Annotated in this window: 23 protein-coding genes; 8 read left to right on the plus strand and 15 right to left on the minus strand. The window is 65.3% G+C overall.

Translation table 11 applies throughout. The features are described from left to right. Positions 1–30 precede the first annotated feature (30 nt). The 10 genes from AC2YJX_RS09415 to AC2YJX_RS09460 all read right to left on the minus strand — a co-directional run bounded on the left by AC2YJX_RS09415 (position 31) and on the right by AC2YJX_RS09460 (position 8,438). Positions 31–834: an amino acid ABC transporter ATP-binding protein gene (locus AC2YJX_RS09415; RefSeq protein ID WP_255577867.1), complete on the minus strand. Its 804-nt coding sequence runs from the start codon at positions 832–834 to the stop codon at positions 31–33. Continuing rightward, positions 818–1,471: an amino acid ABC transporter permease gene (locus AC2YJX_RS09420; RefSeq protein ID WP_487255881.1), complete on the minus strand. Its 654-nt coding sequence runs from the start codon at positions 1,469–1,471 to the stop codon at positions 818–820. Before AC2YJX_RS09420 ends, AC2YJX_RS09415 begins: the two co-directional genes overlap by 17 nt. A gap of 3 nt (positions 1,472–1,474) precedes the next feature. Continuing rightward, positions 1,475–2,149, minus strand: coding sequence for an amino acid ABC transporter permease (locus AC2YJX_RS09425; protein WP_487255882.1), 675 nt, complete (start codon positions 2,147–2,149; stop codon positions 1,475–1,477). 72 nt (positions 2,150–2,221) lie between these two features. Next, a complete protein-coding gene (locus tag AC2YJX_RS09430) occupies positions 2,222–3,043 on the minus strand; it encodes a transporter substrate-binding domain-containing protein (protein ID WP_487255883.1) in 822 nt (273 codons plus the stop codon). After that, a complete protein-coding gene (locus tag AC2YJX_RS09435; RefSeq protein ID WP_228896988.1) occupies positions 3,040–3,837 on the minus strand; it encodes a GntR family transcriptional regulator in 798 nt (265 codons plus the stop codon). Before AC2YJX_RS09435 ends, AC2YJX_RS09430 begins: the two co-directional genes overlap by 4 nt. A gap of 213 nt (positions 3,838–4,050) precedes the next feature. After that, on the minus strand, positions 4,051–4,464 hold the full coding sequence (locus tag AC2YJX_RS09440; RefSeq protein ID WP_242421937.1) for a DUF2752 domain-containing protein: 414 nt from the start codon (positions 4,462–4,464) through the stop codon (positions 4,051–4,053). A gap of 22 nt (positions 4,465–4,486) precedes the next feature. Then, entirely contained in the window at positions 4,487–5,059 is a 573-nt protein-coding gene (locus AC2YJX_RS09445) for a hypothetical protein (protein WP_487255884.1), read from the minus strand. Between the two features lie 100 nt (positions 5,060–5,159). Beyond that, positions 5,160–6,689: a carboxylesterase/lipase family protein gene (locus AC2YJX_RS09450; protein ID WP_487255885.1), complete on the minus strand. Its 1,530-nt coding sequence runs from the start codon at positions 6,687–6,689 to the stop codon at positions 5,160–5,162. After that, on the minus strand, positions 6,686–7,684 hold the full coding sequence (locus tag AC2YJX_RS09455; RefSeq protein ID WP_121421814.1) for a Bug family tripartite tricarboxylate transporter substrate binding protein: 999 nt from the start codon (positions 7,682–7,684) through the stop codon (positions 6,686–6,688). Before AC2YJX_RS09455 ends, AC2YJX_RS09450 begins: the two co-directional genes overlap by 4 nt. 67 nt (positions 7,685–7,751) lie before the next feature. Then, positions 7,752–8,438, minus strand: coding sequence for a TetR/AcrR family transcriptional regulator (locus tag AC2YJX_RS09460; protein ID WP_487255886.1), 687 nt, complete (start codon positions 8,436–8,438; stop codon positions 7,752–7,754). A gap of 170 nt (positions 8,439–8,608) precedes the next feature. On the opposite strand from AC2YJX_RS09460, the gene AC2YJX_RS09465 reads away from it, so the two are divergent. From AC2YJX_RS09465 to AC2YJX_RS09480, 4 genes are all read left to right on the plus strand, one after another. Beyond that, complete coding sequence (locus AC2YJX_RS09465) at positions 8,609–10,033, plus strand: FAD-binding oxidoreductase (RefSeq protein ID WP_487255887.1); 1,425 nt, start codon at positions 8,609–8,611, stop codon at positions 10,031–10,033. Between the two features lie 742 nt (positions 10,034–10,775). Then, on the plus strand, positions 10,776–11,435 hold the full coding sequence (locus AC2YJX_RS09470) for a class I SAM-dependent methyltransferase (RefSeq protein WP_055396210.1): 660 nt from the start codon (positions 10,776–10,778) through the stop codon (positions 11,433–11,435). 184 nt (positions 11,436–11,619) lie between these two features. Beyond that, on the plus strand, positions 11,620–12,177 hold the full coding sequence (locus AC2YJX_RS09475) for a GNAT family N-acetyltransferase (protein ID WP_121421810.1): 558 nt from the start codon (positions 11,620–11,622) through the stop codon (positions 12,175–12,177). A 28-nt stretch (positions 12,178–12,205) separates the two neighbouring features. Next, positions 12,206–12,955, plus strand: coding sequence for a hypothetical protein (locus tag AC2YJX_RS09480; RefSeq protein ID WP_487255888.1), 750 nt, complete (start codon positions 12,206–12,208; stop codon positions 12,953–12,955). Positions 12,956–13,140: 185 nt separating this feature from the next. Here AC2YJX_RS09480 and AC2YJX_RS09485 read toward each other — a convergent pair whose 3' ends face one another. Both AC2YJX_RS09485 and AC2YJX_RS09490 read right to left on the minus strand, forming a co-directional pair. Further along, positions 13,141–13,485, minus strand: coding sequence for an antibiotic biosynthesis monooxygenase family protein (locus AC2YJX_RS09485; RefSeq protein WP_487255889.1), 345 nt, complete (start codon positions 13,483–13,485; stop codon positions 13,141–13,143). Beyond that, entirely contained in the window at positions 13,482–13,826 is a 345-nt protein-coding gene (locus AC2YJX_RS09490) for an NIPSNAP family protein (protein ID WP_010465174.1), read from the minus strand. The genes AC2YJX_RS09485 and AC2YJX_RS09490 overlap by 4 nt, the downstream gene beginning before the upstream one ends. Before the next feature lie 78 nt (positions 13,827–13,904). Here AC2YJX_RS09490 and AC2YJX_RS09495 point away from each other — a divergent pair, with 78 nt between their 5' ends. From AC2YJX_RS09495 to AC2YJX_RS09510, 4 genes are all read left to right on the plus strand, one after another. Beyond that, positions 13,905–14,630 (plus strand): ArsR/SmtB family transcription factor, encoded by a 726-nt coding sequence (locus AC2YJX_RS09495; RefSeq protein ID WP_228896999.1) that lies wholly within the window; start codon positions 13,905–13,907, stop codon positions 14,628–14,630. After that, positions 14,630–14,953 (plus strand): YnfA family protein, encoded by a 324-nt coding sequence (locus AC2YJX_RS09500; protein WP_487255890.1) that lies wholly within the window; start codon positions 14,630–14,632, stop codon positions 14,951–14,953. Before AC2YJX_RS09495 ends, AC2YJX_RS09500 begins: the two co-directional genes overlap by 1 nt. A gap of 139 nt (positions 14,954–15,092) precedes the next feature. Continuing rightward, entirely contained in the window at positions 15,093–17,210 is a 2,118-nt protein-coding gene (locus AC2YJX_RS09505; RefSeq protein ID WP_487255891.1) for a hypothetical protein, read from the plus strand. Positions 17,211–17,590: 380 nt separating this feature from the next. After that, positions 17,591–19,396, plus strand: coding sequence for a hypothetical protein (locus AC2YJX_RS09510; protein WP_487256098.1), 1,806 nt, complete (start codon positions 17,591–17,593; stop codon positions 19,394–19,396). Positions 19,397–19,447: 51 nt separating this feature from the next. On the opposite strand, the gene AC2YJX_RS09515 is transcribed toward AC2YJX_RS09510, so the two are convergent. The 3 genes from AC2YJX_RS09515 to AC2YJX_RS09525 form a co-directional block, all read right to left on the minus strand. After that, on the minus strand, positions 19,448–21,034 hold the full coding sequence (locus AC2YJX_RS09515) for an ABC transporter substrate-binding protein (RefSeq protein WP_487255892.1): 1,587 nt from the start codon (positions 21,032–21,034) through the stop codon (positions 19,448–19,450). Between the two features lie 169 nt (positions 21,035–21,203). Beyond that, a complete protein-coding gene (locus tag AC2YJX_RS09520) occupies positions 21,204–21,734 on the minus strand; it encodes a BON domain-containing protein (protein ID WP_370641409.1) in 531 nt (176 codons plus the stop codon). 34 nt (positions 21,735–21,768) lie between these two features. Beyond that, positions 21,769–22,251 (minus strand): GNAT family N-acetyltransferase, encoded by a 483-nt coding sequence (locus AC2YJX_RS09525; protein WP_487255893.1) that lies wholly within the window; start codon positions 22,249–22,251, stop codon positions 21,769–21,771. Between the last annotated feature and the right edge of the window lie 152 nt (positions 22,252–22,403).

A 22,403-nucleotide genomic window follows, 5' to 3' on the forward strand; every position in this document is an offset into this window, starting at 1 on the left:
CTCCAGACCGTAGGCGGGCTTTGTTTTGGGTCAGTCGTGCAGCGACGACAGGAACTGCTGCAGCTCCGGCGTCTGCGGGTTGCCAAACAGTTCGGCGGGCGCACCTGTTTCATGCACACGGCCCTGGTGCATGAAGATCACGCGGTCACTCACCTTGCGGGCAAACGCCATCTCGTGTGTGACCATCATCAGTGTCATGCCTTCAAGTGCCAGCGACTCCACCACGCGCAGCACCTCGCCCACCAGCTCTGGATCCAGCGCCGAGGTGATCTCGTCGCACAGCAGCACCTGCGGCTCCATGGCCAGCGCGCGCGCAATGGCCACGCGCTGCTGCTGCCCGCCCGAGAGCTGATCGGGCATGGCGTCAAACTTTTCGGCCAGACCCACACGTTCGAGCAGCTTGCGCGCCTGCGCTTCTGCCGTCTTGGCATCACGCGCCTTCACCAGCGTGGGCGCCAGCATGATGTTGCGGCCCACGCTCAGGTGGGGAAACAGGTTGAAGCTCTGGAAGATCATGCCCACCTGCTGGCGCAACTCCCGCATGGCAGCGGGGCTGTCGTGCATGAGTTTCTTGCCGTTGACGCTCAGAGCGCCTTCCTGAAAAACCTCCAGCCCGTTCACGCAGCGCAGCAGCGTGCTCTTGCCCGAGCCGCTTTTTCCGATGATGGCAATCACCTCGCCCTTTTGCACTTTGAGATCGATGCCCTTGAGCACTTCGTTGGTGCCGTAAGACTTGCGCAGGGCCGTGATGTCCACGATGGGTGGATCGCTCACCACGATGCCATCGTGGGCGGGAGTGGGGGTAGCCGTGGTGGCTTCAGCGGCGGTTGCCATGGAGTTTCCTTTCAAGCAATTGCGCCACCAGGCTTACCGGAAAGCACAAAACAAAATACAGCAGGGCGACACAGGCGTAGACGAGGAAGGGCTGGTAGGTGGCGTTGGAGATCATGCTGCCCGCCTTGGTCAGCTCGACAAAACCAATCACCGAAGCCAGCGCCGTACCCTTGATCACCTGCACCAGAAAACCCACCGTGGGCGGCACCGCAATGCGCAGCGCCTGCGGCAGCACCACATGGCGCAGCTGCTCGCCAAAGTTGAGTGCCAGGCTCTGCGCGGCCTCCCACTGGCCCTTGGGGATGGAGGCCACACAGCCGCGCCAGATCTCGGTGAGGTAGGCGCTGGTGTAGAGCGTCAGCGCCACGGCCGCGGCCGTCCATGGTGAGGTCTTGATCCCAAAAAGTGCAATGCCGAAATACGCCAGAAACAGCTGCATGAGCAGCGGCGTGCCCTGGAACACCTGCACATAGGCACCAATCAAACGCTCGGTGCCACGCACCTTGGACAGGCGCAGCACCAGCAGCAGCAGGCCTACCAGGCCGCCGCCGATGAAGGCGATGAGAGACAACGAGACGGTCCAACGCGCCGCCAGCAGCAGGTTGCGCAGGATGTCCCACAAGGAAAAGTCCACCATGGCTTATCTCCCCACCAGAAAACGTGCGCCGATCCACGTCAGCAATCGGCGCGTGGCCATGGACAGCAACAGGTACACGGCAGTGGCCAGGATGAAGGCCTCGAACGCGCGGAAGGTGTTGCTGGAGATCAGGTTGGCGGCGTAGCTCAGCTCGGGTGTGGAGATCTGCCCGCACACGGCCGATCCCAGCATCACGATGATGATCTGGCTGACCATGGCGGGCCACACCTTTTGCAGCGCGGGCGGCAGCACCACGCGCCGGAAGGTCTGGCCCGGCGTCAGCGCCAGGCTGTGCGCGGCTTCGATCTGGCCGCGTGGCGTGGCCTCGATGCCTGCGCGGATGATTTCGGCGGAATACGCGCCCAGGTTGATCACCATGGCCAGCACGGAGGCGAACTCGGGCGAGAGCTTGAGCCCCAGCGCGGGCAGCCCGAAGAACAGGAAAAACAGCTGCACGATGAAGGGCGTGTTGCGCACCAGCTCCACATAGCTGGCCACCGCCCAGCGCAGTGGCAGTGCACGCGGCCCGAGGTTGCGGGCGCGTGCCCAGGCACAGGCCGTGCCCAGCAGCAGGCCCAGCACGGTGCCCACGATGGTCAGGCCAATGGTCCAGAGCACGCCGCGCACCAGCAACGGCCACGAGGACAGCACGGCAGAAAAGTCAAGCGCAATCAGCATGGTGCGAATGCCCTGTGGCGCTTGTCACGCCACGGTCCTGTTCGGTTCTTTCAGCAGGGGCGACAACAGCGATTACAGGGGCAGATCGCCCGCAGGGCGGCCCAGCCACTTGCTGGACATCTTGTCGATGTCGCCGGATTTGCGCGCCTCGGCAATGATTTCGTTCACACGCAGGCGCAGCTTGTCCTCGCCCTTGGCCACGCCGATGAAGTTGGGACTGTCTTTCAGCAACAGCTTGTATTCGGTCTGCAAGTTGGGGTTCTTGACCATGATGGTCCCGGCCGTCGATGCGCTGGTGGCAATCGCCTGCGTCTGGCCCGACACGAAGGCGGAGATGCTGGCCGCGTGGTCTTCAAAACGCTTCACGTCCACACCGGGGGGCGCGACCTTGGCCAGTTCCTGGTCCTCCATGGCGCCACGCGTCACGGCCACGCTCTTGCCCGTGAGGTCGGCAAAACTCTTGATGTTCAGGCTCTTGCTGGCGAACACGGCCTGGAAGAACGGGGCATAGGCCGCAGTGAAGTCGATCACCTTTTCGCGCTCGGGGTTCTTGCCCAGCGTGGAGATGACGAGGTCGGCCTTCTGCGTCTGCAGGTAGGGGATACGGTTGGCGCTGGTCACGGGGATCAGCTCGACCTTCACGCCCAGATTGGTGGCGATGTAATTGGCCATCTCGACATCCAGGCCCTGGGGCTTGAGGTCCGTGCCGACAAAGCCGTAGGGCGGGTAGTCGGTGGGAATGGCAATCTTGATTTCCTTGGCCTTGAGGATGTTGTCCAGCGCGTTCTGCGCGTGGGCGGCAGGCGCCATCAGGGCGGCAGACAGGCCTGCGGCGGCGAACACGCCCAGGGTCAGGCGGCGGGTGGACGAGGTGACGGTGCGGACGGTGGTCATAGCAGGGCTCCTAGGTAGGTGGATGCGTCGACAGGGGCGTCTGGGTCAGACGCTGGGGGGGTGGAACTCTTGGGGGCAGCGCGGGGCTTGCGCGCGCGGGCTGGTGGGGTGGCTTGTGCAGGGCTCTTGCGCACCGGCGCCAGTGCGTCGCGCAGCCCCGCCAGCGGGTCGCTGCTGGCCTGCAGGCGCAGGGCCGACTGCACCGTGCCGATGTGCTCGGACATCAGCGCTTCGGCGCGGGCAATGTCGCCTGCCTCCAGCGCCTCGACGATGCGCACGTGGTCGGCGCAGCTCTGCGCCGCATCGTGCGACGACTGGTAGAGCATGGCGATGAGCGTGGTGCGCGCCGTGAAGTCGCGCAGCGTGTCGGCCAGCAGGCTGTTGCCCAGGCATTCAGCCAGGCATACGTGGAAGTCGCCCAATAGAAAGCTGCGCATGCCCACGTCGGTGCCCGCCAGCGCGGCCTTTTCGCGCTGCAGATGGCTTTTGAGCTGGCGCAACGCGGCCTTGTCCACCACCTTGAGCTGGTGCAGCAGGCCCAGTTCGATCACGCGGCGCGCCTCGAAGGCCTCGCGCGCTTCATCCTGCGAGGGTTCGATCACATACCAGCCGCGCCGGGCGCTGACGGTGACGATGCCCCGCGTGGCCAGCCGCGTGAGCGCCTCGCGCACGATGGTGCGGCTGCAGTCGAACAGCATGGCCAGTTGCTGCTCGCCCAGGCGGGAGCCGGGCGCGAGTTTTTGCGCCATCACGGCTTCGATGATGCGGTTGCTGATCTCGGTGGCGGTGGTCATTGCCTGCGGTTACGCAGGTTCCGTGCCAACTGGTATACAAGCCGAATGCACCAGTCTGGCGCACGGAGGCTGTGCACCGGGCGGTTCCCTGGCACCACGGACACGCTGCTTTGCATGCAAGTGGTGCGCGCACATCACAAGCGGTGCACGCGCGTGCCCGAAAAGTTGGAAAGGAATAGAGAAAGAAGAACGAAAAAGAAGGAGGGCACCCGGCTACGCGAGCCCCGCGAGGCGCAGCAGCCAGGGCAGCAGCAATCCGCCGCCCACCGCCACCAGCACTGCCGGATGCCACCACGGCCAGCGCACCGTGCGGCGGTGGCCCAGCGTGCCTTCCACCACCGCCTGGCCCGCCAGCAGCACCAGCCACACCAGCAACAGCACCGCGCCCGGGTTGGCGGCCCAGGCGGCCGCCCAGTCGCCCTGCACCAGCGCCGCACACGCATGTGTGCCGCCACACAGCGGGCAGGGCATGCCCGTCAGCGCGCGAAACCCGCAGCCCAGGCCCAGCCCGCCCTGCCCCAGCCACCAGGGCGTGGCGGCCATGGCCAGTGGCCAGCCCAGGCCGAACGCCAGCCGCAGCCGCCGAGCGTTCCCGTCCAGCGGCTGCCAGGCGGGCGATCTGCTCACCGGCACCACTACAGGCCCGGGGTCAGAGGGGAGGGAGCGCCACCGGTTCATCGCCCACCAGCTGGCGCGCCATGTAGTAAGAGCCGATGGTGGACAGCGGCAGCGTCAGCAGCGCGCCCACGCCGCAGAGCAAAAAGCCCAGCGAACCCACGATGCCCAGCACCAGTGAACAGAAAAACGCCGAGCCCAGGTTCTTCGTCACGATGCTCCAGGCCTTGTTGAAGGCGGCCACACCATCGCGCTCGCCGCGCGCCACGAGGAACAGCGCCACCGGGGGCAGCGCCATGACCAGCAGGCCGGGGATGAAACACAGCATGAAGCCCAGCGACACCACCAGCGAGCTGATGAGTCCGGCCACAAACGCGGACACAAAGTCGTCAAAACCCCGGAAGATGTCGCCGATCTGCACCGCCTCACCGCGCGTCTCGCGATCGATCATGCGCATATAGCCCACCACCATGGGCCCAGCCAGCAGGCCCGCGCTGATGCTGGCCACCACCATCACCAGCAAGGTGCACACCACATGGGTGATGGCGTTGTTCTTGAAGATGCCCCAGGCACCCGACAGGCAATCCCCCACATTGGCTGAAGCCATGGCAACCCCCTCTGTTTGAAGTCGTCAGAAAGACGCCAAACCAGTGTAGCGAGCCACCGCTCCGGCATCTACCTCTGCAGCCACCTCGGCGGCTACTTTGTTAAAGAAAACCGTCCCACAGCGAGAGCCGCACAGGCTCCGGGTGGGGAGCGCACGCAGGCGACGCCACACCGAACCGCTGAACCAGCGGTTGCGCGCCCGCGTACGGCGCCCATCCGGGGTCGCCCCTTTGTGCAAACGCCACCCAGCCCTGGTGCATGGTCGCAGCCAGCGCGGTGGGTGGCCTGGGCCCTGTCAGTTCCTGCCCCGTGGTGGTGTGGAGGTTGCCGAACACAAACGGCAGCTCTACCCCATGCGCCGCCCCCAGGCGCCCCCGCCACTGCGGCGAAGGCCAGGCGAATTCATAGGCATGGGCACTGCGGGCCCAGCGGCTGGCCAGCGCTGCAATGCGCTGGGCGGGCACGCGGTAGTAAAAGTCGGACTGCAGGGCACACAGCAGCTCGCCGGGCGTTTGGTGTGTGGGCGGCAATGTGGCGCGCAGGGCCTGCACCGCGTCCGCGCCCAAACCCACCTCCTGCGCAAAAGCCAGCACCTGCGCCTCGGTCACGCGGTCCATCGCGCCGCCCGGCACGTGGTACAGGCGCATCTCCTCGGCATTGCTGCCTACCAGCACCTGCAAGTCTGGCGGGTGCGCCGCCCACTGCTGCGCCAGCGCCTGCAGCGGCGGCGCAACAAGCACCTGCCCGTCCACCACGGGCCGCAGGGGAAAGAAGTTGCGGATGCCCAGGCCGTGTTGCTGCCGCAGGGTCGGGTCTGCCGCGAGGCGGTGCACCGCGTGCAGCACGGCTGGCCGGGCTGCCGCACCCAGCGCAGCCAGGGAGGGCGCCACCCCCACCAGCGCAGCCACAGCGCGGCGCGCAGCGGCGGCCTCTTGCAGCGTCTGGCAGGCCACGCTCGGGCTTTGCAAGATGGCGCGCTGCAAGAGCTCACGCGATGCGGGCATGCCCAGCACACAGGCCAGTGCGCCCGCACCGGCCGACTGGCCGAACACCGTGACCTGCGCCGGGTCGCCGCCCCAGGCGGAGATGTGCTCGCGCACCCATTGCAGCGCGGCCAACAGGTCCAGCAGGCCGCGATTGGCGGCCGCTGCACCGCCTGGCGAACCAGCCTCAGCCTCGTCCTCGAAATGCAGGAAACCGTCGATGCCCAAGCGGTACTGCAGCGACACAAACACCACGCCCTGGCGCGCAAACGACGCCCCGTCGTACAGCGGCTCGCTGGCCGCGCCGCGAAAGAACCCGCCGCCATGCACCCACACCATCACGGGCAGGCGGGCGCCGGGCTCTGCAGGCGGGGCCCATACGTTCACGGCCAGGCAGTCGTCGCCCCCCAGCATGGGCGCATCCGCACGCGCCGTGCGGGGCAGCTGCGGTGCCATCGGCGCAAACTCGGTGGCATCGCGCACGCCAGGCCACGGTAGCGCGGGCACCGGCGCCGCAAAGCGCAAAGTGCCGCGCGGCGCCTGCGCATACGGCACACCCCGGAACACGCGCACGCCCTGCTCCCACAGGCCGCGCAGCTGCCCGCCGTGGGGCAACGTGACCAGCGGCGCCGCCGTGCCCGCCGTCATTCCGTGGCCAGGCCCAGCTTGTCGATCAGCGGGCGCCACACTGCCGCATCGCGGGCCGCCCAGGTGCGGGCATCGCCGGGTGTGGAAGTGGTCAGTGTGACGTTCATGGCTTCCAGGCGGGACTTGTACTGCGCATCACCACCACGGCATCTTTCGGTGACGGCATTGAGCCGGTTCAGCAGCTCGGGCGAGGTGCCGGCCTTGGCCACCACCGCAATCCACGCAGGCCGCGCCAAGTCGCTGGCGGCGGGCAGGGCCTCGGCGATGGTGGGCACATCGGGCAGCAGCGCCGAGCGCTGCGCACCAAACAGCGCCAGCGGCACCAGCTTGCCCGCCTTGACCTGCGCCGCAGCCGTGCCAATCACCAACGTCATCGCATGGATCTGCTGGCCCATGAGCGCGGTGAGGCCCGCACCCTCGCCCACAAAAGGCACATGGGTGCCGGGCACACCCAGCTTGTCCACCAGCGCCGAGGTGAGCAGGTGCGCAGGGCTGCCTTTGCCCGGTGAGCCAAAGTTGATCCCGCCGGGCGTGGACCGCGCCAGCTTCTGCAGGTCAGCCAGGCTGGCGATGCCCATGCCGGGCGGCACGGCCAGCACCAGGGGCGATGTGCCCAGCACGGCCACACCGTCAAAGTCGTGTTGCGGGTCATACGGCGGCTGCTTGTAGACATAGGGCGTGATCGTCATCTGCGACATGCCGATGCTCAGCAGGCTGTAGCCGTCGGCCGGCTGGGACTTGAGGTAGTTGATGGCCAGGATGCCGTTGGCCCCGGGCTTGTTCTGCACCACCACGGGCTGGCCCAGCTCGCGCGCAGCGCAGTCGGCCCACACGCGCGTCATCGCGTCCGAGCCGCTGCCGGGCGGTTGCTGGGCTATGAGCTGGATGGGCTTGGTCGGATAGCCGCCCGGCTGCTGCGCCAGGGCGCCACCGGCCAGGCAAGCGAGTGCGGCGAGCGCGAGGAGGCGCGGAGCGCGCGTGGAAGCCGAAGTCATGGTGTGTCTCCTGGTGATTTTTTAAGCGAGGGATGCCTGATCGGCGCGGCGTGCAGGCAAAGACGGGTCAGCGGCGGCGCGTGCGCACCTTCGCGGGCGTGGCCGCAGAGGCTGCTGCGGCCTCGCACCGGGTGGCGATCCAGTCGGCCAGGCAGGCCAGCTGCGCCTGCTGGACAGCATCGGGCGCTGATGGCTGTGCTGGCGCAAACAGTTGCAGCATCCCCAGCCCGCGCAACGACGACAGCACCAGGCCCAGCAGGCCATCGCGGTCGGGCTCTGCCGCCAACTCGGGGAAGGCCGTGAAGAAGCCTTCGTGCATGCGCGCCTGCACACTCTGGCGCAGCTCGGCAATGTGGCCCAGCACCTCGGGCTGGTTGCGGCAGCCCAGGTAGATATTCCAGGCCACGATGAAGCGCGGCTGCGCATAGACCAGGCTCCACACCGCCTGCACAAACTTCGCGGCCCGTTCGCGCGCGGGCAGCGCGGGGCTGGGCCAGAGTTCGCCCGAACGCACGGTGGACTCGATCAGCTCGCTCAGCACATTCATCATCAGCACCGCCTTCGACTCGAAGTGGTGCTGCACTGCGCCCGATGTCATGCCCGCCGACTTGGCCAGCTCGTGGATGGACATCTCCTCCAGGCTGCGGTGCTGGATCACGTCGATGGCCGTGGCGATCAGGTGCTGGCGGGTGGCGGCGCTGCGTTCGGCATGGGTGCGGCGCACCCCGGCCTTGGGGGAAACACGGTGGTTCATGGCGCTTTCACAATATACATTTCAAACGTAATGTATTTATGCAGGCGCCGACCCACAAGCCCGTGAATACCCGCATCCCCGCACAGGCCCAAGTTGGATCACCCAGAACCCTTGCACGGGGCCGAACCTAGAATGCTTCTCACTGACCGCACCCACCGGAGACACACACCATGAACGCCCCCACCGCTGCCGCCCACCTGCTGCCCGAAATCAAGCTGCGCGACGTGCCCCAGGCCCTCATCGATGCGCTGCAGGCCCGCTTTGGCGCGCAGTGCTCGCTGGCCCAGGCCGTGCGCGAGCAGCACGGGCGCGACGAGGGCTCGTTGCAGGCCCCGCCGCCCAGCGCCGTGGTGTTTGCCGAAAGCACGCAGGATGTGGCCGACGCGGTGAAGCTGGCCAGCCAGTACGAAGTGCCCGTCATCCCTTACGGCGCGGGCTCGTCGCTTGAAGGCCACCTGCTGGCCGTGCAGGGCGGCATCAGCATCGACGTGAGCCGCATGAACCAGGTGCTGAGCATCAATGCCGAAGACCTCACGGTGACCGTGCAGCCCGGCATCACGCGCAAAGCACTGAACGATGCGATCAAGGACACCGGCCTGTTTTTCCCCATCGACCCCGGCGCCGACGCCAGCATTGGCGGCATGGCCGCCACCCGCGCCAGCGGCACCAACGCCGTGCGCTACGGCACCATGCGCGAGAACGTGCTGGCGCTGGAGGTGGTGACCGCCAGCGGCGAGGTCATCCACACCGGCACCCGCGCCAAGAAGAGCAGCGCGGGCTACGACCTGACCCGCCTGCTGGTGGGCAGCGAAGGCACGCTGGGCGTCATGACCGAGATCACCGTGCGCCTGTACCCGCTGCCCGAGGCCGTGAGCGCGGCCATCTGCTCGTTCCCGAGCATCGAGGCTGCCGTGCGCACCACCATCCAGACCATCCAGATCGGCGTGCCGATTGCGCGCGTGGAACTCATCGACCACCACACGGTGCGCATGGTGAACGCGCACAGCAAGCTCAATCTGCGCGAAGAACCCATGCTGCTCATGGAGTTCCACGGCTCGCCCGCCAGCGTGAAAGAACAGGCCGAGATGGTGCAGGACATCGCCAGCGAATTCGGCGGCCAGGCCTTCGAATGGGCCAGCACGCCCGAAGAACGCACCCGCCTGTGGACCGCCCGGCACAACGCCTACTTCGCGGCCGTGCAAAGCCGCCCCGGCTGCCGCGCCATCAGCACCGACACCTGCGTGCCCATCAGCCGCCTGGCCGACTGCCTGCTCGAATCGGTGGACGAGGTCGAAGCCAGCGGCATCCCCTACTTCCTCGTCGGCCACGTGGGCGACGGCAACTTCCACTTCGGCTACCTCATCGACCCCAACAGCGCCGAAGAACGCACCAAGGCCGAAGCCATGAACCACACGCTGGTGGCCCGCGCCCTCAGCATGGGCGGCACCTGCACCGGTGAGCATGGCGTGGGCATCCACAAGATGGGCTTTTTGCTGGACGAGATCGGCACGGGCGCGGTGGACATGATGCGCGCCATCAAGCGGGCACTGGACCCGAAGAACATCCTGAACCCGGGGAAAATTTTTGCGCTGTGAGTGGGCCGCCTCGTGAACGGGCTCGCTGGTTGGCGCGGCTCAAATTAGAGGTATTTTTGACAGCTGGCGCTTGTCTGACAAGCGCGAAAAGCTATCATTTTTATAGCAATTGTGGGTGCACGGCTCGCTTTCACGCCGCTCGATCTGTCCCAGCGCTCCGCCCCGCTCCCATCGGTTGCTGGAAGCGGCACGCTGGAACCGTGCAGTGTTGGTTGGCCGCATGAAGAGCTTGCGCGCCGCGGTGCCGGTCGTGCTGGTCGGTATCGGTTTCTCGGCGGCTGTCGGCGCGTTGGCACTGTGGGGTCCTGCCGCCTGGATGGGCTTCGACCACCTACCTGTGGCCCGGCATCCAAACGGCTGCACTCCTTGTCCACATCACTCCCACTGCGGTGGTGTACTGGCTCGTGCCCGAGGGCGGGGCCCCGGCCTACCTCCTGCACGTACTGACCGGAGCTTTCGTCTCGTGGGCCGTGCTCTTTGCGCTTGCGGCGTTTGCAATTCGGCGTGACGCCAGGGCGCTCCTCATGCGCAGATCACAGGCTCCTAGAATGAGGCAATGATCAAGTACTCCTTCCCAGCTGCGCCGGTGACTTACAGGCCTCCAGCAAACACCCCCGCAGTCCTGGCCAATGAGTTGATCGACTACCAGGCATGCCCGTTGTGCGAGAGCAAAGCCTTTCGTCCGCTGCGCAGTGCGGACTGTTCCCACCACCCTCGCTACAGCCAAGAACTCTCTCGCACCATGCATTGGAGCCAATGCGCGGCGTGCCAGCATGTTTTTCGCAGCGGCTACTACACCGAAGCAGCGCTGAATATCGTTTTCCGTGGCACCAACGAATCCCAGGTGGTGGGCTATGACCTGGAGCGGCAGCGCTATGTGTCTGCGCAGATGATTGAGAAAGTGCTGCCCTACCAGACCGGCGGCACGTGGCTGGACGTGGGGTTTGGCAATGCATCGCTTCTGTTCACGGCGCACGAGTACGGCTTCGAGCCTGTGGGCCTGGATCTGCGTCCGCAATCGGTGGAAGAGTTGCGCCGATGGGGCGTGGCAGCCCATTGCCAGGATGTCAAAGGGTTCGAGCTGTCGCGCCCCGCCAGTGTGATCAGCATGGCAGATGTGCTGGAGCACATGCCGTATCCCAAGGTGGGCCTGCATGCCGCCCACCGACTGTTGCAACCGGGTGGCGTGCTGCTGATCTCCATGCCCAACTCGGGCTCCATGGTCTGGAAGGCACTGGACGCCGGCAATGCGAACCCGTACTGGGGTGAAATCGAGCACTATCACAACTTCGACCGCGACCGCCTGTATGCATTGCTGGCCGAATGTGGCTTCAAGCCCGTGCGCTATGGCATCAGCCAGCGGTACCGCGTCTGTATGGAAGTGATTGCGGTGAAAGCCTAGGCAGGCGGTACACACAACGCACGCCCACGGTCGGCATGGCCCAGGGAAGTCCTGACCAACTTTCCCCTGCGCGAAGCACGCCGCAGGGCGTGTACCGACTGTGATGCGATGGCCATTGGACACGCAGGAGGGGCCAGAATGCGCGGCTCGTCCTGTTGCAGACGCTTCCTGGTGAGAAAACCATATGCAGGCCCCCCATCCCACAAAACACCGCTTTCGTATTGAGCTGGTCGCCGAACACCAGCATGCATCACTGGTCGACCTGCTGTGCGAACTGCACGCCTTCTACAACCAAGGCGCCACACCCCCTCGGCAGGTGGTGATGGAGCATCTTCGCCAGAACCTCTTGGCGCCCGGCTCCGCCCAGCGTTTGCTGGTGGCTTCGCGCAGCGATGGCGTTGTGGTGGGCCTGGCGGCGTTCTCGCTGGTGTATTCGTTGGTCGAATTTGCAGAGGACCAGCGCAGACACTGCCAGCTCAAAGAGTTGTATGTAAGTTCGGCCGCAAGAAGCCAGGGTGCGGGCCGGGCGCTCATGCACGGGCTCGCCCGATATGCCATGGAACACGGCTGCCGCCGCATCGACTGGCCTGTGAAGGCTTCAAACGCCCGGGGAATCCTGTTCTACGAAAGCCTGGGTGCCGAGCGCGTGGCCGAACGGCTGAGCTACCGGCTCACGGAGCCCGCACTGGGCCGGCTGGTACTCGAAAGTGGATGTGCCGACGTGCGGTCTGCGCAGAGCTAAGCTGCACTGAACATCGGAGACCTCCACCTTGTTTCGCTCTTTCGTACTTCTGCTGTCCCTGCTGGGCAGCGCCGCCTTCGGCGGGTTGCTGCTGGTATCGCTGCTGCAACCTACCTGGATTGAACACGGTGCGCGCGAGCTGATCCGCCAGCAGATCGAGCACAAGACGGGCGAAAAGCTCCGGGCCCTGGACGAACGCTTTCTGAGCGCCCAGGCGCGGGTCTTCTTGCGCGGCAAGGAGCAGGAGATCGACGCCGCTCGCAAGGCGCTGTCTGCGGGCCTGCCCGCCCGGGTCGCGGCCATTGCGGCCGAGATGGGGATTCCGGCGTGCGAGTGCCGCAAACGGCGGCAACAACGGCTGGAACTGCAGATTGGCACCGCACAGCAGATGCAGGCCCAGCTCGATGCGCTGATCCGCAGCGCCTACATGGACACGGCCGAAAAGCTGTTGCGCGAATTGCGCATCTTCAGCGGTGCCAATGCCCTGGCATTCGCCCTGCTGGGCCTGGCCGCATGGCGGCCACCCCACGGCGCCGGTGGGGTATCGCTGGTACCGACCACCGCCACCCTCCTTCTGGCCACACTGGCAAGCAGCGCCATCTACCTTTGGGGCCAGAACTGGCTGCACACCGTCGTGTTCGGCAGCTACGTGGGCTGGGCGCAGCTGGCATACATCGCGCTGGTGTACGCGTGGCTGTGCGATCTGCTATTGAACCGGGCGCGGATCAGCCTGCACCTGTGCCAGGGCAGCATGAGCGGCGCTGTGTCACCTTGCTGAAGGCTTGCCCCTCCTGCGGATCTCTCCCGTCTCCGCATCCGCCGCCGGTGGGCGCTGACCCAGCAGCACATCTGGGTGGCAGCCCCCTTTCTCCTGCGCTTGCGCAGACCACCACAGTTCGAAACGCGGCCATGGCGAGGCTTGCCCGGCAGCACGGCCGTCGTAGCCGGGAGCGCAGGCTCCCGTCAGGTGTGCACTGATCGTGAATCTGCGGGAGCCTGATTGCGGTCGTGCATGCCGTAGTCGCGCACCACGGCGGCAACGCGCAGGCGGTAGTTGTCGAAAACCCGCTCGCGGCCTGCTTTCTGCGTGGCGCGGTGGGCTTCCATCTGGCGCCATTGCGCCACTGCCTCCTCGTCACGCCAGAACGAAAGCGACAGCAGTTTGCCGGGAGCACTGAGGCTCTCGAACCGTTCGATGGAGATAAACCCGTCGATCTGCTCCAGCAAAGGCCGCAACGCAGCGGCAGCGCCCAGATAAGCGTCCTGCTGGCCCGGAGCGGGCTGTACCTCGAAAATGACGGCCATCATGCACTGATCTCCAGTGGGTGTGCGGGCAGGTCCAGCGTGCCTTCCACGCCCTGCGTGAACGTGCGCTCCTCGCGCAGGATGAAGCGCTTTTCCTGCGCCATGGCGAAGTTGGCACGGCCTTCGGGGTCGGAGCGCAGGCGGGCGCGGTAGGCTTCGTAGGCAGCCAGCGACTCAAAGCCGATGAGCCCCCAGGCCTCGTAGTTGCTGCCCTCGTGCGGCAAAAAATAGCCGATCAGGTGGCCCCCGCAGCGCGGGATGATCTGGCCCCAGCGGCGCGCGTATTCGGCAAACAGCTCGCGCTGGAAGGGGTCGATGTCGTAGCGGATAAAGCAGGTGATCATGGTGTTCAGAAGTCGTTGGTGGACAGGGCTTCACGATAGGCGGTTGACGCCCTTCGATGGTTCGCCCAAGATCGAACCATGAAAGATGGCCCCCACATCGCGCGCATTGCCGCGCTCATTGGCGACAGCGCGCGCGCCGAAGTCCTCACGGCCCTGATGGCCGACCGCGCACTCACGGCCACCGAACTGGCGGCGGTGGCAGGCGTGACCAAGCAGACCATCAGTGCCCACCTGGCCAAGCTGCTCGATGCCGGCCTGCTGACCGTCGAGCACCAGGGCCGCCACCGCTACTTCCGGCTGGCCGATCGCGATGTGGCGCACCTGCTGGAATCGCTCATGAACGTGGCCTTCCGCGCCGGTGCCGTGCGCCTGCGCGCAAGCCCCCGGGAGCCCGCGTTGCGCCGCGCGCGCATGTGCTACGACCACCTGGCCGGTGAAGTGGGCGTGCAGTTCTACGAAGCCCTGGTGCGCCAGGGGCTGCTGCACGCCACGCCCCAGGGTGCAGCGGTGACGCCCGCAGGCGCGCAGTGGTTTGCCCAGGTGGACATTGACACCACGGCACTGGCGCAACAGCGGCGCATGCTGTGCCGCCCTTGCCTGGACTGGAGCGAGCGCCGCCACCATCTGGGCGGCGCGCTGGGCGCTGCGTTGCTGCAACGCCTGTTCGACGGCGGATGGGCGCACCGGGCACAGGGCTCGCGCGTCGTGCACTTCACCGCCAAGGGCGAACTGGCGCTGCGCCAGTGGCTGGCAACCAGCCCAGAAGCACCACCATCCACCGCCCTTCGCGGCCCCGAACAATGATGAAGACCTTGCTGCTCTTCATCGCCACCGCCCTGGCTGAAATCGTGGGTTGCTACCTGCCCTGGCTGTGGCTCAAACAGGGCAAGCCGATGTGGCTGCTGATCCCTGCAGCGCTGAGCCTCGCCCTGTTCGCGTGGCTGCTCACGCTGCATGACACCACAGGCGCGGGGCGCGTGTATGCGGCCTATGGCGGGGTCTATATCGGCGCGGCGCTGGCCTGGCTGTGGGTGGTCGATGGCATCCGGCCCACACCCTGGGATGCGGCGGGCGTACTGGTGGCGCTGGCGGGCATGGCGATCATCATGCTGCAGCCCGCGCGCTAACGCCCGCGCACTCTGCGTGCCCGCAGTGCTCGGCGCTCACAGCTGGCACGCGCGTCACTGCAACTCCTGGTAACAACCTCCACATTTGCAACCGGGGTGTTTTATAAGCAGTCATTTCTCAACTTTCACAAGACTGTCCATGCGCACTTCGACCGAGAAGGTTTCCTCTGCCCTCACTCGCCGCCACTTTGCCCTGTGGATGACGGCCTCTGGTTTGTCGGCCTGCGGCGGTGGCGGGGGAGAGGTCGCCCCCGCGCCAGCCCCACCGCCCGGTCCCGCACCGGGGCCAGCCTCTCTCAGTTTGATGGCGGGCGCATTGGGCGGCTCAGGATTTTTGCCAGGCGTGTTGACCGATGCACGTTTGCCCCCAGTGATGGCCGGGCATGCCTTCAACAGCAAGGGCGATCTTTGGTTCGTTGGCAGGTACGGCCGTGAACAAAAAGTAGGAAGGATCACCGCAGAAGGTACGCTGTCGTACTTTGCGTTCAACCAACAGATGCCCGTCACTCTCGGGGTCGTTGATGCGCAAGACCGGTACGTGATCGCCCATGCTGCGTTGGGCGATTCCAGCACTGTGGTTTCGTTCTTCGACAATGAAACGCTGGTGACGCTGGCAGGCCAACCCAACGCCACCACCATGCAGGATGGCAAAGGCCCTGCGGCGCAGATCCTCTGGTTCGGGAACCCGCTGCTGGCGGGCGATGGGCTGGTGTACTTTCTGGACCGCGATACTGGCGCCGCCAACTACACGCTGCGAACTTTGGCCCCCGATGGAACCGTGGTTTCCTTGCTGCCGGTGCCCAATAACAGCCGCTTGATCGCCTCCCCCACTGGGGCAGTGCGCAGGTTTACCGATGATTTTCAGAACAACCGCGTGCAATGGGCGGAACTGGCGAGGGCCTCGTCAGGGCAATACTTCTGGGAAGTCCTGCCGAACAACTGGCGAAGTGTGGCCCACGCCGAACCCTTCGCGCCCGTCAAAGGCAGCAACGACATGTACTGGGGCTTTGACGCTGCGTTCAACACGATGGCCCACTACGCGCTGGATGGCACGCGTACGGACGTCTGGCAGCTGCCAGGGCGGGTGGATGCGGCGGTGTCCAACCCCCTCACCGGACACTTGGTGGCGCATGCGTGGCGGGGCCCTCTGGACCAATCCTCCCTCGAGAGCCCCGGCGTGCTCTTGGTGCTGGACAGGGTGAAAACACCGACCGCTGTGCCGCAGCCCTGGGTCGGCCTGGCCGATCAGCGCGGGCACACGGACGGCCAGGGCGATGCAGCACGGTTTGATTTTGAACGCGGTGCTCGCGCCACCTCGGAAGCATCGGGCCCGCTGTATGTGGCAGTGGGGGCTCAGATCCCACTGCCCGGTACGCCGCCGCAGTCGGTCCCTACGCCGCTGCGTACCGTCACACCGGCAGGCCAGGTGACTTCGATGCCTGTCACATACCCATGGGGATACCAGCTGCTGTCCAGCGCGTACGGCTACCTCTTGGCCTACGACAAGGAAAACCAAACCCTGCTGCGCGCACCCAAGGCGGGGAGCACTGCCTGGGAGCCTTGGGTAAGGAGCGAATACTTTGGCGCAAACCCGGGGTTCTCAGGCATGTGCGTTCTGCGCGCCGACACCACAGGCCTGCTATGGTTTGCGACACGGACGCTGCCCATCACCCTGGATTGGCTACCTCCCGGTTCAGGAACTTCCCTGATCGGCACGATATCCGCCACGGGGCAAGTGCAGGTGGTGGTAGGCGATCCACAGCTCGTCCATACTGCCGCCAACTATCCCCCGCTGGATCAGCGCCCCTGGTACATGGATGTGACAGATATGGCGTTCGAAGGAGGAAGCTCCCCAATCTCCTGGGTGCTGTGCAACCGGGCCATCTTGAGCCCCGACAGGAAGCTCTTGGGCTATGCACCAGAGCTGGTGCGCCTCGAAGGTGCCACGCGCCAGTCCTTCGCCCTGCCCTCCGCGAACGAGACCGACTACGCCTCCATGCACTACAACCAGCTGTGCGTTGTATCCGGCCGCCCGGGGGAGGTCTTCCTGTGCAGCGCATGCGGCGTGTACCGATGGACGGTAGCCAAGGGCCTGGAGTTGCTGGCTGGGCAGAACCAACCCACGCCAGCTGGCGTGCGCCTGGGCGCCCTGCCCACCAGCCTGAACGTGGTGAAGTTCATCAGCCCCGGCCCCGATGCCAACAGCCTGTACGTAGGCAGCGAAAACAGCGTACTGCGATTGGGTCTTCCCGGTTGAGACGGCATGCGCGCGCATCCGCCGCTGACTGACCGCACCCCCTGTTCACACTTCGGAGATTCTTCATGAACCCACCTGACGAGACAGCCGCTTCCGCTCTCACACGACGTCACTTTGCCTTGTGGATGACTGCTTCCGGGCTTACCGCCTGCGGCGGTGGCGGGGGCAGCGAAGTACCCGCCCCACCCCCTGCACCGCCCCCTCCGGCGCCAGGCCCTGCTTCACTCAGCCTTGTGGCGGGCGCGTTGGGTGGGGCGGGATCAATGGCGGGAACCTCCACCGACGCCCGCTTGCCAGTAACGGCAGCAGGGCATTCGTTCAATAGCCAGGGGGAACTTTGGTTCACTGGGTATTCCGGCAACGAACCTGACGCAGGAAATATGGTGGGGCGGGTGTCCGCGCAGGGCACCCTGTCGTACTTTCCCCTCGCACTTGCGGCTAGCTCAGGGGTCTTTGACGCGCAGGACCGCTACCTCGTTGCGCAGTTCCGCTCTGGTGACAGCGGATACGTGGTCTCGTTCCTGCAAGACGGAACACCAGTGCCCCTGGCCGGTGGATTCGGCGCCACCGTGCCGCAGGACGGCAAGGGCTCGGCCGCCCGGATCGCTTCTTTCGGAAGTCCCGTGCTCGCGGGTGATGGCCTGGTGTACTTCCTGGACAGGGTGGTATCTGATCCGAACGGGATGGACACCCTGCGTACCCTGGCCCCCGATGGAACTGTTACCTCACTACTATCCACGCCCCGAAACAGCCTTTTGGTCGTCTCCCACGCCGGGGCCATTCGGCGGTTCACGACCGAATCACCGAGCAACTTCGTGGAATGGGCGGAACTTGCCAGGTCGCCCTCGGGGGAATACACATGGAACATCCTGCCCCACAGCTGGCCAGCCAATGTCACGCCCGTTGCTCCGGTCAAGAATGACAGCAACAGGTACTGGGGGGTGAACGCTACGTCCGGCACAGCGGCACATTACGCGCTGGACGGAACACGCCAACTGGAATGGCAATTGCCAGGGCGCGTGAAAACAGCCATAGCCCACCCCCTCAACGGCAACCTGATCGTCAGCGTTTCGAGCGTGAACAGTGCATACGGTGATGCGCTCTACCGCCTGGACCTTGTCAAGTTCCTCAAATCCGTACCTGAGCTGTGGGTGGGCCTGGAGGACCACCGTGGGCATAGCGACGGCACTGGCGATTCAGCCCGTTTCGACTTCGAAAGCGGTGTTGATGCGTGTACGGATACCTCGGGGCTCTTGTATCTGGTCACGGCCGAAGCAACCGGGTACGGTGCGCCCGCGCCCATCCGTACCGTAAGCCCTACCGGGCAAGTGGCCTCGCTATTGCTCAAACGCCCACCAGCCTACCGACACCTGGCAGAAGCATACGGCTACTTTCTGACCTACGACCCCGCTACCGACACGGTTCTGCGTTCGCCCAAAGGCGGCGCCAGCAATGCCTGGGAACCCTGGGTCCAGAGTACCTATTTCCATCACTTCCCACCCGTACCACGCTCTCCCCTACCGACGTCCGGCCCGCAGGTTCTTCGCACCGACACCACGGGCCTGCTGTGGTTTGCGACGCGGGTGGTGCCGCTCTCCGGCATTGCCGAACTACCTCCGGCCTCGGGCGTCTCCGTGATCGGCACCATCAGCGCCACCGGGCAGGTTCAGGTGGTCGCTGGCGATCCGCAGCTGGTTCATTCCGCCGCCAACTACCCACCGCTGGAGCAGCGCCCGTGGTACATGGACGTGACGGATCTCGCGTTCGAAGGCGGCAGCTCACCTGTCTCGTGGGTGTTGTGCAACCGCACCGTGGCCACCGCAGAAGGCAAGCTGGTGCGTTACGTACCTGAGCTGGTGCGGCTGGAAGGCGGCACACGCCAGTCCTTTACGCTGCCATCTGCAAATGTCACCCATGCGTTCTCTCTGCACTACCTGCAGTTGTGCGTGCTGCCCAGCCGCCCTGGCGAGGTCTTCCTGTCCAGCGCATGCGGCGTCTACCGCTTTACCGTGGCCAAAGGCCTGGAATTGCTGGCAGGGCAAAACCAGCCCACACCGGTCGGCGTGCGCCTGGGTGCGCTGCCCGCCAGCCTGAACCTGGTGAAGTTCATCAGCCCCGGCCCCGAGGCCAACAGCCTGTACGTGGGCAGTGAAAACAGCGTGCTGCGGCTGAATCTGCCAGCGTAAGAGCCCCGCGAAAGGCCGTCCGTCAACGGACGGCCTTTCGCCCCCTTCCCGTCAGTTCACCTTGATCAACCGCCAGTCAATCCGGTTGTCCGGCCGCTGCACCAGCTCCACGTTTTTCTTCATGGCCCAGGCCAGCATCTGGTTGTGCAGGGGGATGTGTGCCACGGTGTCGTTCTGCAGCTGCAGGCCTTCGGTGAGCAGGCGGTTTCGCACGGGCAGGTCGGTTTCGGTCTTCACACGGTCCACGATGTAGTCCATGCGTTCATTGGTGTAGCGGCCCAGGTTGTAGTTGCCGTCGCCGCCCGTGGTCTTGGTGCGGACGAGTGACTGCAGGGTGTACAACGCATCGAAGGTGGGCACGCCCCAGCTGAGCAGCGCAATGCTGGCCTCGTGCCGCTGTGCCATGGGGTAATAGGTGACCGCTGGCAGCGTGCGCAGCTTGGCCTTCACGCCGATGCGCGACCACATGGAGGTGATCGCCTGGCACAGCTCTTCGTCCTGCACGATGGCGTTGTTGCTGCAGGCAAAGTCCACCTCGAAGCCGTCTTTGTAGCCTGCCTCGGCCAGCAAGGCCTTCGCGGCATTGGCGTCAAAGGGCAGGCGCTTGTCCACGGCTTCCGTCCAGCCATTGACCAGCGGCGACACGATGGCTCCGGTGGGTTTGGACATGCCGCGCATGGTCACGCGCTGCAGCGTGGCGCTGTCGATGGCCTGGTAGAGCGCCTTGCGCACGCGCAGGTCCTTGAGCGGGTTCTTGCCCTTGATGTTGCTGCCCACCAGCTCTTCGCGGAACTGGTCCATGGCGAGGTACACAGTGCGGTTCTCCACCATCTCCATGACCTTGAGGGCGGGGTTGGCCTTGATGCGGGCGAGATCCTGAATGCTGGTGTCGCGCACCATGTCCACCTCGCCCGACAGCAGCGCGGCGATGCGCGTGGCTTCAGACTTGATGGGGGTGTAGGTGATCTCCGTGACGTTGCCCTCGGCCTTGCCTGCATTCCACCAGTGGGGGTTGGCCGCGAACACGATCTTCTGGTCGGGCACCCATTCCTTGAGCACGAAGGGGCCGGTGCCCATGGCATTGCGGTGCGAATAGGTCTCGTCCTTGGCCTTGATGTCCTTGGGCTCGACCGAGTTGTTCTTCTCGGCCCAGGCCTTGCTCATCACGCGCAGCTCGGTGAGCTGGTTCAGTACCACCGGGTTGGGGTTCTTCAGGAAGATGTCAATGGTCTCGCCGTCTACCTTGGCGATGCGGTCCATGCCCTGGGTGTAGATGGAGTACGTGGAGGTCTTGCTCATCGCGCGCTGCAGCGAATAAACCACGTCATCGGCCGTCATGGCCGAGCCGTCGCTGAACTTCACCCCCTGTCGCAGCTTCACGCGCAGCTGCGTGGGGCTGACCTGCTGCCACGAGGTGGCCAGCAGCGGCTCGACCTTGAGCGTGCGGCTGTTGAACATCACCAGCGACTCATACACAGCCGCATGGATGCCATTGCCCAGGGCGCTGTTTTGCGAATGGATGTCCATGGTCTGGATGTCGCTGGAGCCTGCCCACTTGAACGGTTTTGCCGACGCGGTGGGAGCAACGGTTGCCAGGGCCAGGGTAGCGGCCGCAAGCAGGGAACGCTTGAATTGCATGGCGAAATTTCCTTGATGAAATAGGAGAAACGGCAATATGCAGCAGGAAACAGGCCAGCCCAAGCCCCCACGCGCCATGTGTGGCACCGGCGATGCAAGCCCCGTGTCGGGACCGATTGCGCGCCGGGTGCGGCTGGGATAAAAGGGCCGTGGCAGGCCGGTGCACCGGCTACGGCACTGACCGCACCGGGTAGCGCACGCCATCGCGCTCAACGCCCACCTGCAGCAGGTTGATCACCCCCATCACGTCGTCCACCAGCCACACGGCTTTCTCCAGCGCCTCGGCCTGCGCCTGCGACTGCACGCAACCCATCAGTGTCACCAGCCGCCGCTCGCCCAGAACCCACACACTGGTGTCGTCAAAACGCCCATCCTGCTGGATGTAGCGCTGCACGCGCGGAATGATCTCGGCGTCGTACAGGTAGGAGTTGGGCAACCGGCAGCGCCCCACACGGTGGCAGCTGCCGCCGTGCTGCGAGCGCACATGCGCCAGCTCGCGCACCTCGGCCTCGGTGTAGAGCGGGCCTTCGGGCACGGGGCAAGCCGGGATGGCGCTGGTGACCTGCACAAAGGGGTCGTTGAAGGCATTGGTGCGCGGGGCGGGGTTGCCAGCCACCTGGGCAGTGGTCAGGAATGGGGCCATGGCGACGGCCACCAACAACGCCATGACGAACCGGCGGAACACACAAACACGGCGCATGAATCGTTCCTTCCTGAAGATGGTCACAGCGCGGCTACAGCACGATCTGGTACCGCGCAAACTCTCTGCTGCCTTTGCGCACACAGTCGTTCAGGGTAAAACCAAAGCCCTCATACAGCCTCCGCAGCGGTTGCCGGTCGGCCACGCAGTCCAGCCGCATATAGCGCAGGCCCAGGCTGCCTGCGTGCTGGCACCCAAATGCCAGCAGTGCCGTAGATACCCCCTGCCCCGCCCAAGCACGCCGTACGGCCAGCTTGTGCAAGAACGCGGAGGTGCCCGGTTCAGCGTCCGGCCAGAAGACTGGGTCTTCGCGCTGGAAGCGCACCACCCCCACTACCGCTTCGCTCGCTTTGGCGACCACATACAACCCGCCATCCACATCACGCTGCACGCTGTCATCTGTGAAATCAGACACGAGCCAGAGCGGAATTTTTTGATCGACCAACCACTGCGCGGCCTCGCGCAACACGGCAGCAATGGCAACGGCGTCTGACGGGCGGGCGATTTCGGTGCGCATACAAAAGCGGTGTTGGCCTGCAGACAGGGTGAAGCTGCACAAGATGATGGGACGAGGCGTTGACTGCGCTGACGGAATGAATCACGCCCAGCGCGATTGCTCACATATTTATAGCTGCCAGCACTCATCATATAAGCGCTGGCAGCCATTTT

The organism is Acidovorax sp. SRI_002 (assembly GCF_057586455.1).

What these genes read in the sequence shown, in the direction of transcription:
- AC2YJX_RS09415 (WP_255577867.1), bottom strand. Translation starts at nt 834, where the DNA reads ATGGCAACCGCCGCTGAAGCCACCACGGCTACCCCCACTCCCGCCCAC.
- AC2YJX_RS09420 (WP_487255881.1), bottom strand. Translation starts at nt 1,471, where the DNA reads ATGGTGGACTTTTCCTTGTGGGACATCCTGCGCAACCTGCTGCTGGCG.
- AC2YJX_RS09425 (WP_487255882.1), bottom strand. Translation starts at nt 2,149, where the DNA reads ATGCTGATTGCGCTTGACTTTTCTGCCGTGCTGTCCTCGTGGCCGTTG.
- AC2YJX_RS09430 (WP_487255883.1), bottom strand. Translation starts at nt 3,043, where the DNA reads ATGACCACCGTCCGCACCGTCACCTCGTCCACCCGCCGCCTGACCCTG.
- AC2YJX_RS09435 (WP_228896988.1), bottom strand. Translation starts at nt 3,837, where the DNA reads ATGACCACCGCCACCGAGATCAGCAACCGCATCATCGAAGCCGTGATG.
- AC2YJX_RS09445 (WP_487255884.1), bottom strand. Translation starts at nt 5,059, where the DNA reads ATGGCTTCAGCCAATGTGGGGGATTGCCTGTCGGGTGCCTGGGGCATC.
- AC2YJX_RS09450 (WP_487255885.1), bottom strand. Translation starts at nt 6,689, where the DNA reads ATGACGGCGGGCACGGCGGCGCCGCTGGTCACGTTGCCCCACGGCGGG.
- AC2YJX_RS09455 (WP_121421814.1), bottom strand. Translation starts at nt 7,684, where the DNA reads ATGACTTCGGCTTCCACGCGCGCTCCGCGCCTCCTCGCGCTCGCCGCA.
- AC2YJX_RS09460 (WP_487255886.1), bottom strand. Translation starts at nt 8,438, where the DNA reads ATGAACCACCGTGTTTCCCCCAAGGCCGGGGTGCGCCGCACCCATGCC.
- AC2YJX_RS09465 (WP_487255887.1), top strand. Translation starts at nt 8,609, where the DNA reads ATGAACGCCCCCACCGCTGCCGCCCACCTGCTGCCCGAAATCAAGCTG.
- AC2YJX_RS09470 (WP_055396210.1), top strand. Translation starts at nt 10,776, where the DNA reads ATGCATTGGAGCCAATGCGCGGCGTGCCAGCATGTTTTTCGCAGCGGC.
- AC2YJX_RS09475 (WP_121421810.1), top strand. Translation starts at nt 11,620, where the DNA reads ATGCAGGCCCCCCATCCCACAAAACACCGCTTTCGTATTGAGCTGGTC.
- AC2YJX_RS09485 (WP_487255889.1), bottom strand. Translation starts at nt 13,485, where the DNA reads ATGATGGCCGTCATTTTCGAGGTACAGCCCGCTCCGGGCCAGCAGGAC.
- AC2YJX_RS09490 (WP_010465174.1), bottom strand. Translation starts at nt 13,826, where the DNA reads ATGATCACCTGCTTTATCCGCTACGACATCGACCCCTTCCAGCGCGAG.
- AC2YJX_RS09495 (WP_228896999.1), top strand. Translation starts at nt 13,905, where the DNA reads ATGAAAGATGGCCCCCACATCGCGCGCATTGCCGCGCTCATTGGCGAC.
- AC2YJX_RS09500 (WP_487255890.1), top strand. Translation starts at nt 14,630, where the DNA reads ATGAAGACCTTGCTGCTCTTCATCGCCACCGCCCTGGCTGAAATCGTG.
- AC2YJX_RS09505 (WP_487255891.1), top strand. Translation starts at nt 15,093, where the DNA reads ATGCGCACTTCGACCGAGAAGGTTTCCTCTGCCCTCACTCGCCGCCAC.
- AC2YJX_RS09510 (WP_487256098.1), top strand. Translation starts at nt 17,591, where the DNA reads ATGGTGGGGCGGGTGTCCGCGCAGGGCACCCTGTCGTACTTTCCCCTC.
- AC2YJX_RS09515 (WP_487255892.1), bottom strand. Translation starts at nt 21,034, where the DNA reads ATGCAATTCAAGCGTTCCCTGCTTGCGGCCGCTACCCTGGCCCTGGCA.
- AC2YJX_RS09520 (WP_370641409.1), bottom strand. Translation starts at nt 21,734, where the DNA reads ATGCGCCGTGTTTGTGTGTTCCGCCGGTTCGTCATGGCGTTGTTGGTG.
- AC2YJX_RS09525 (WP_487255893.1), bottom strand. Translation starts at nt 22,251, where the DNA reads ATGCGCACCGAAATCGCCCGCCCGTCAGACGCCGTTGCCATTGCTGCC.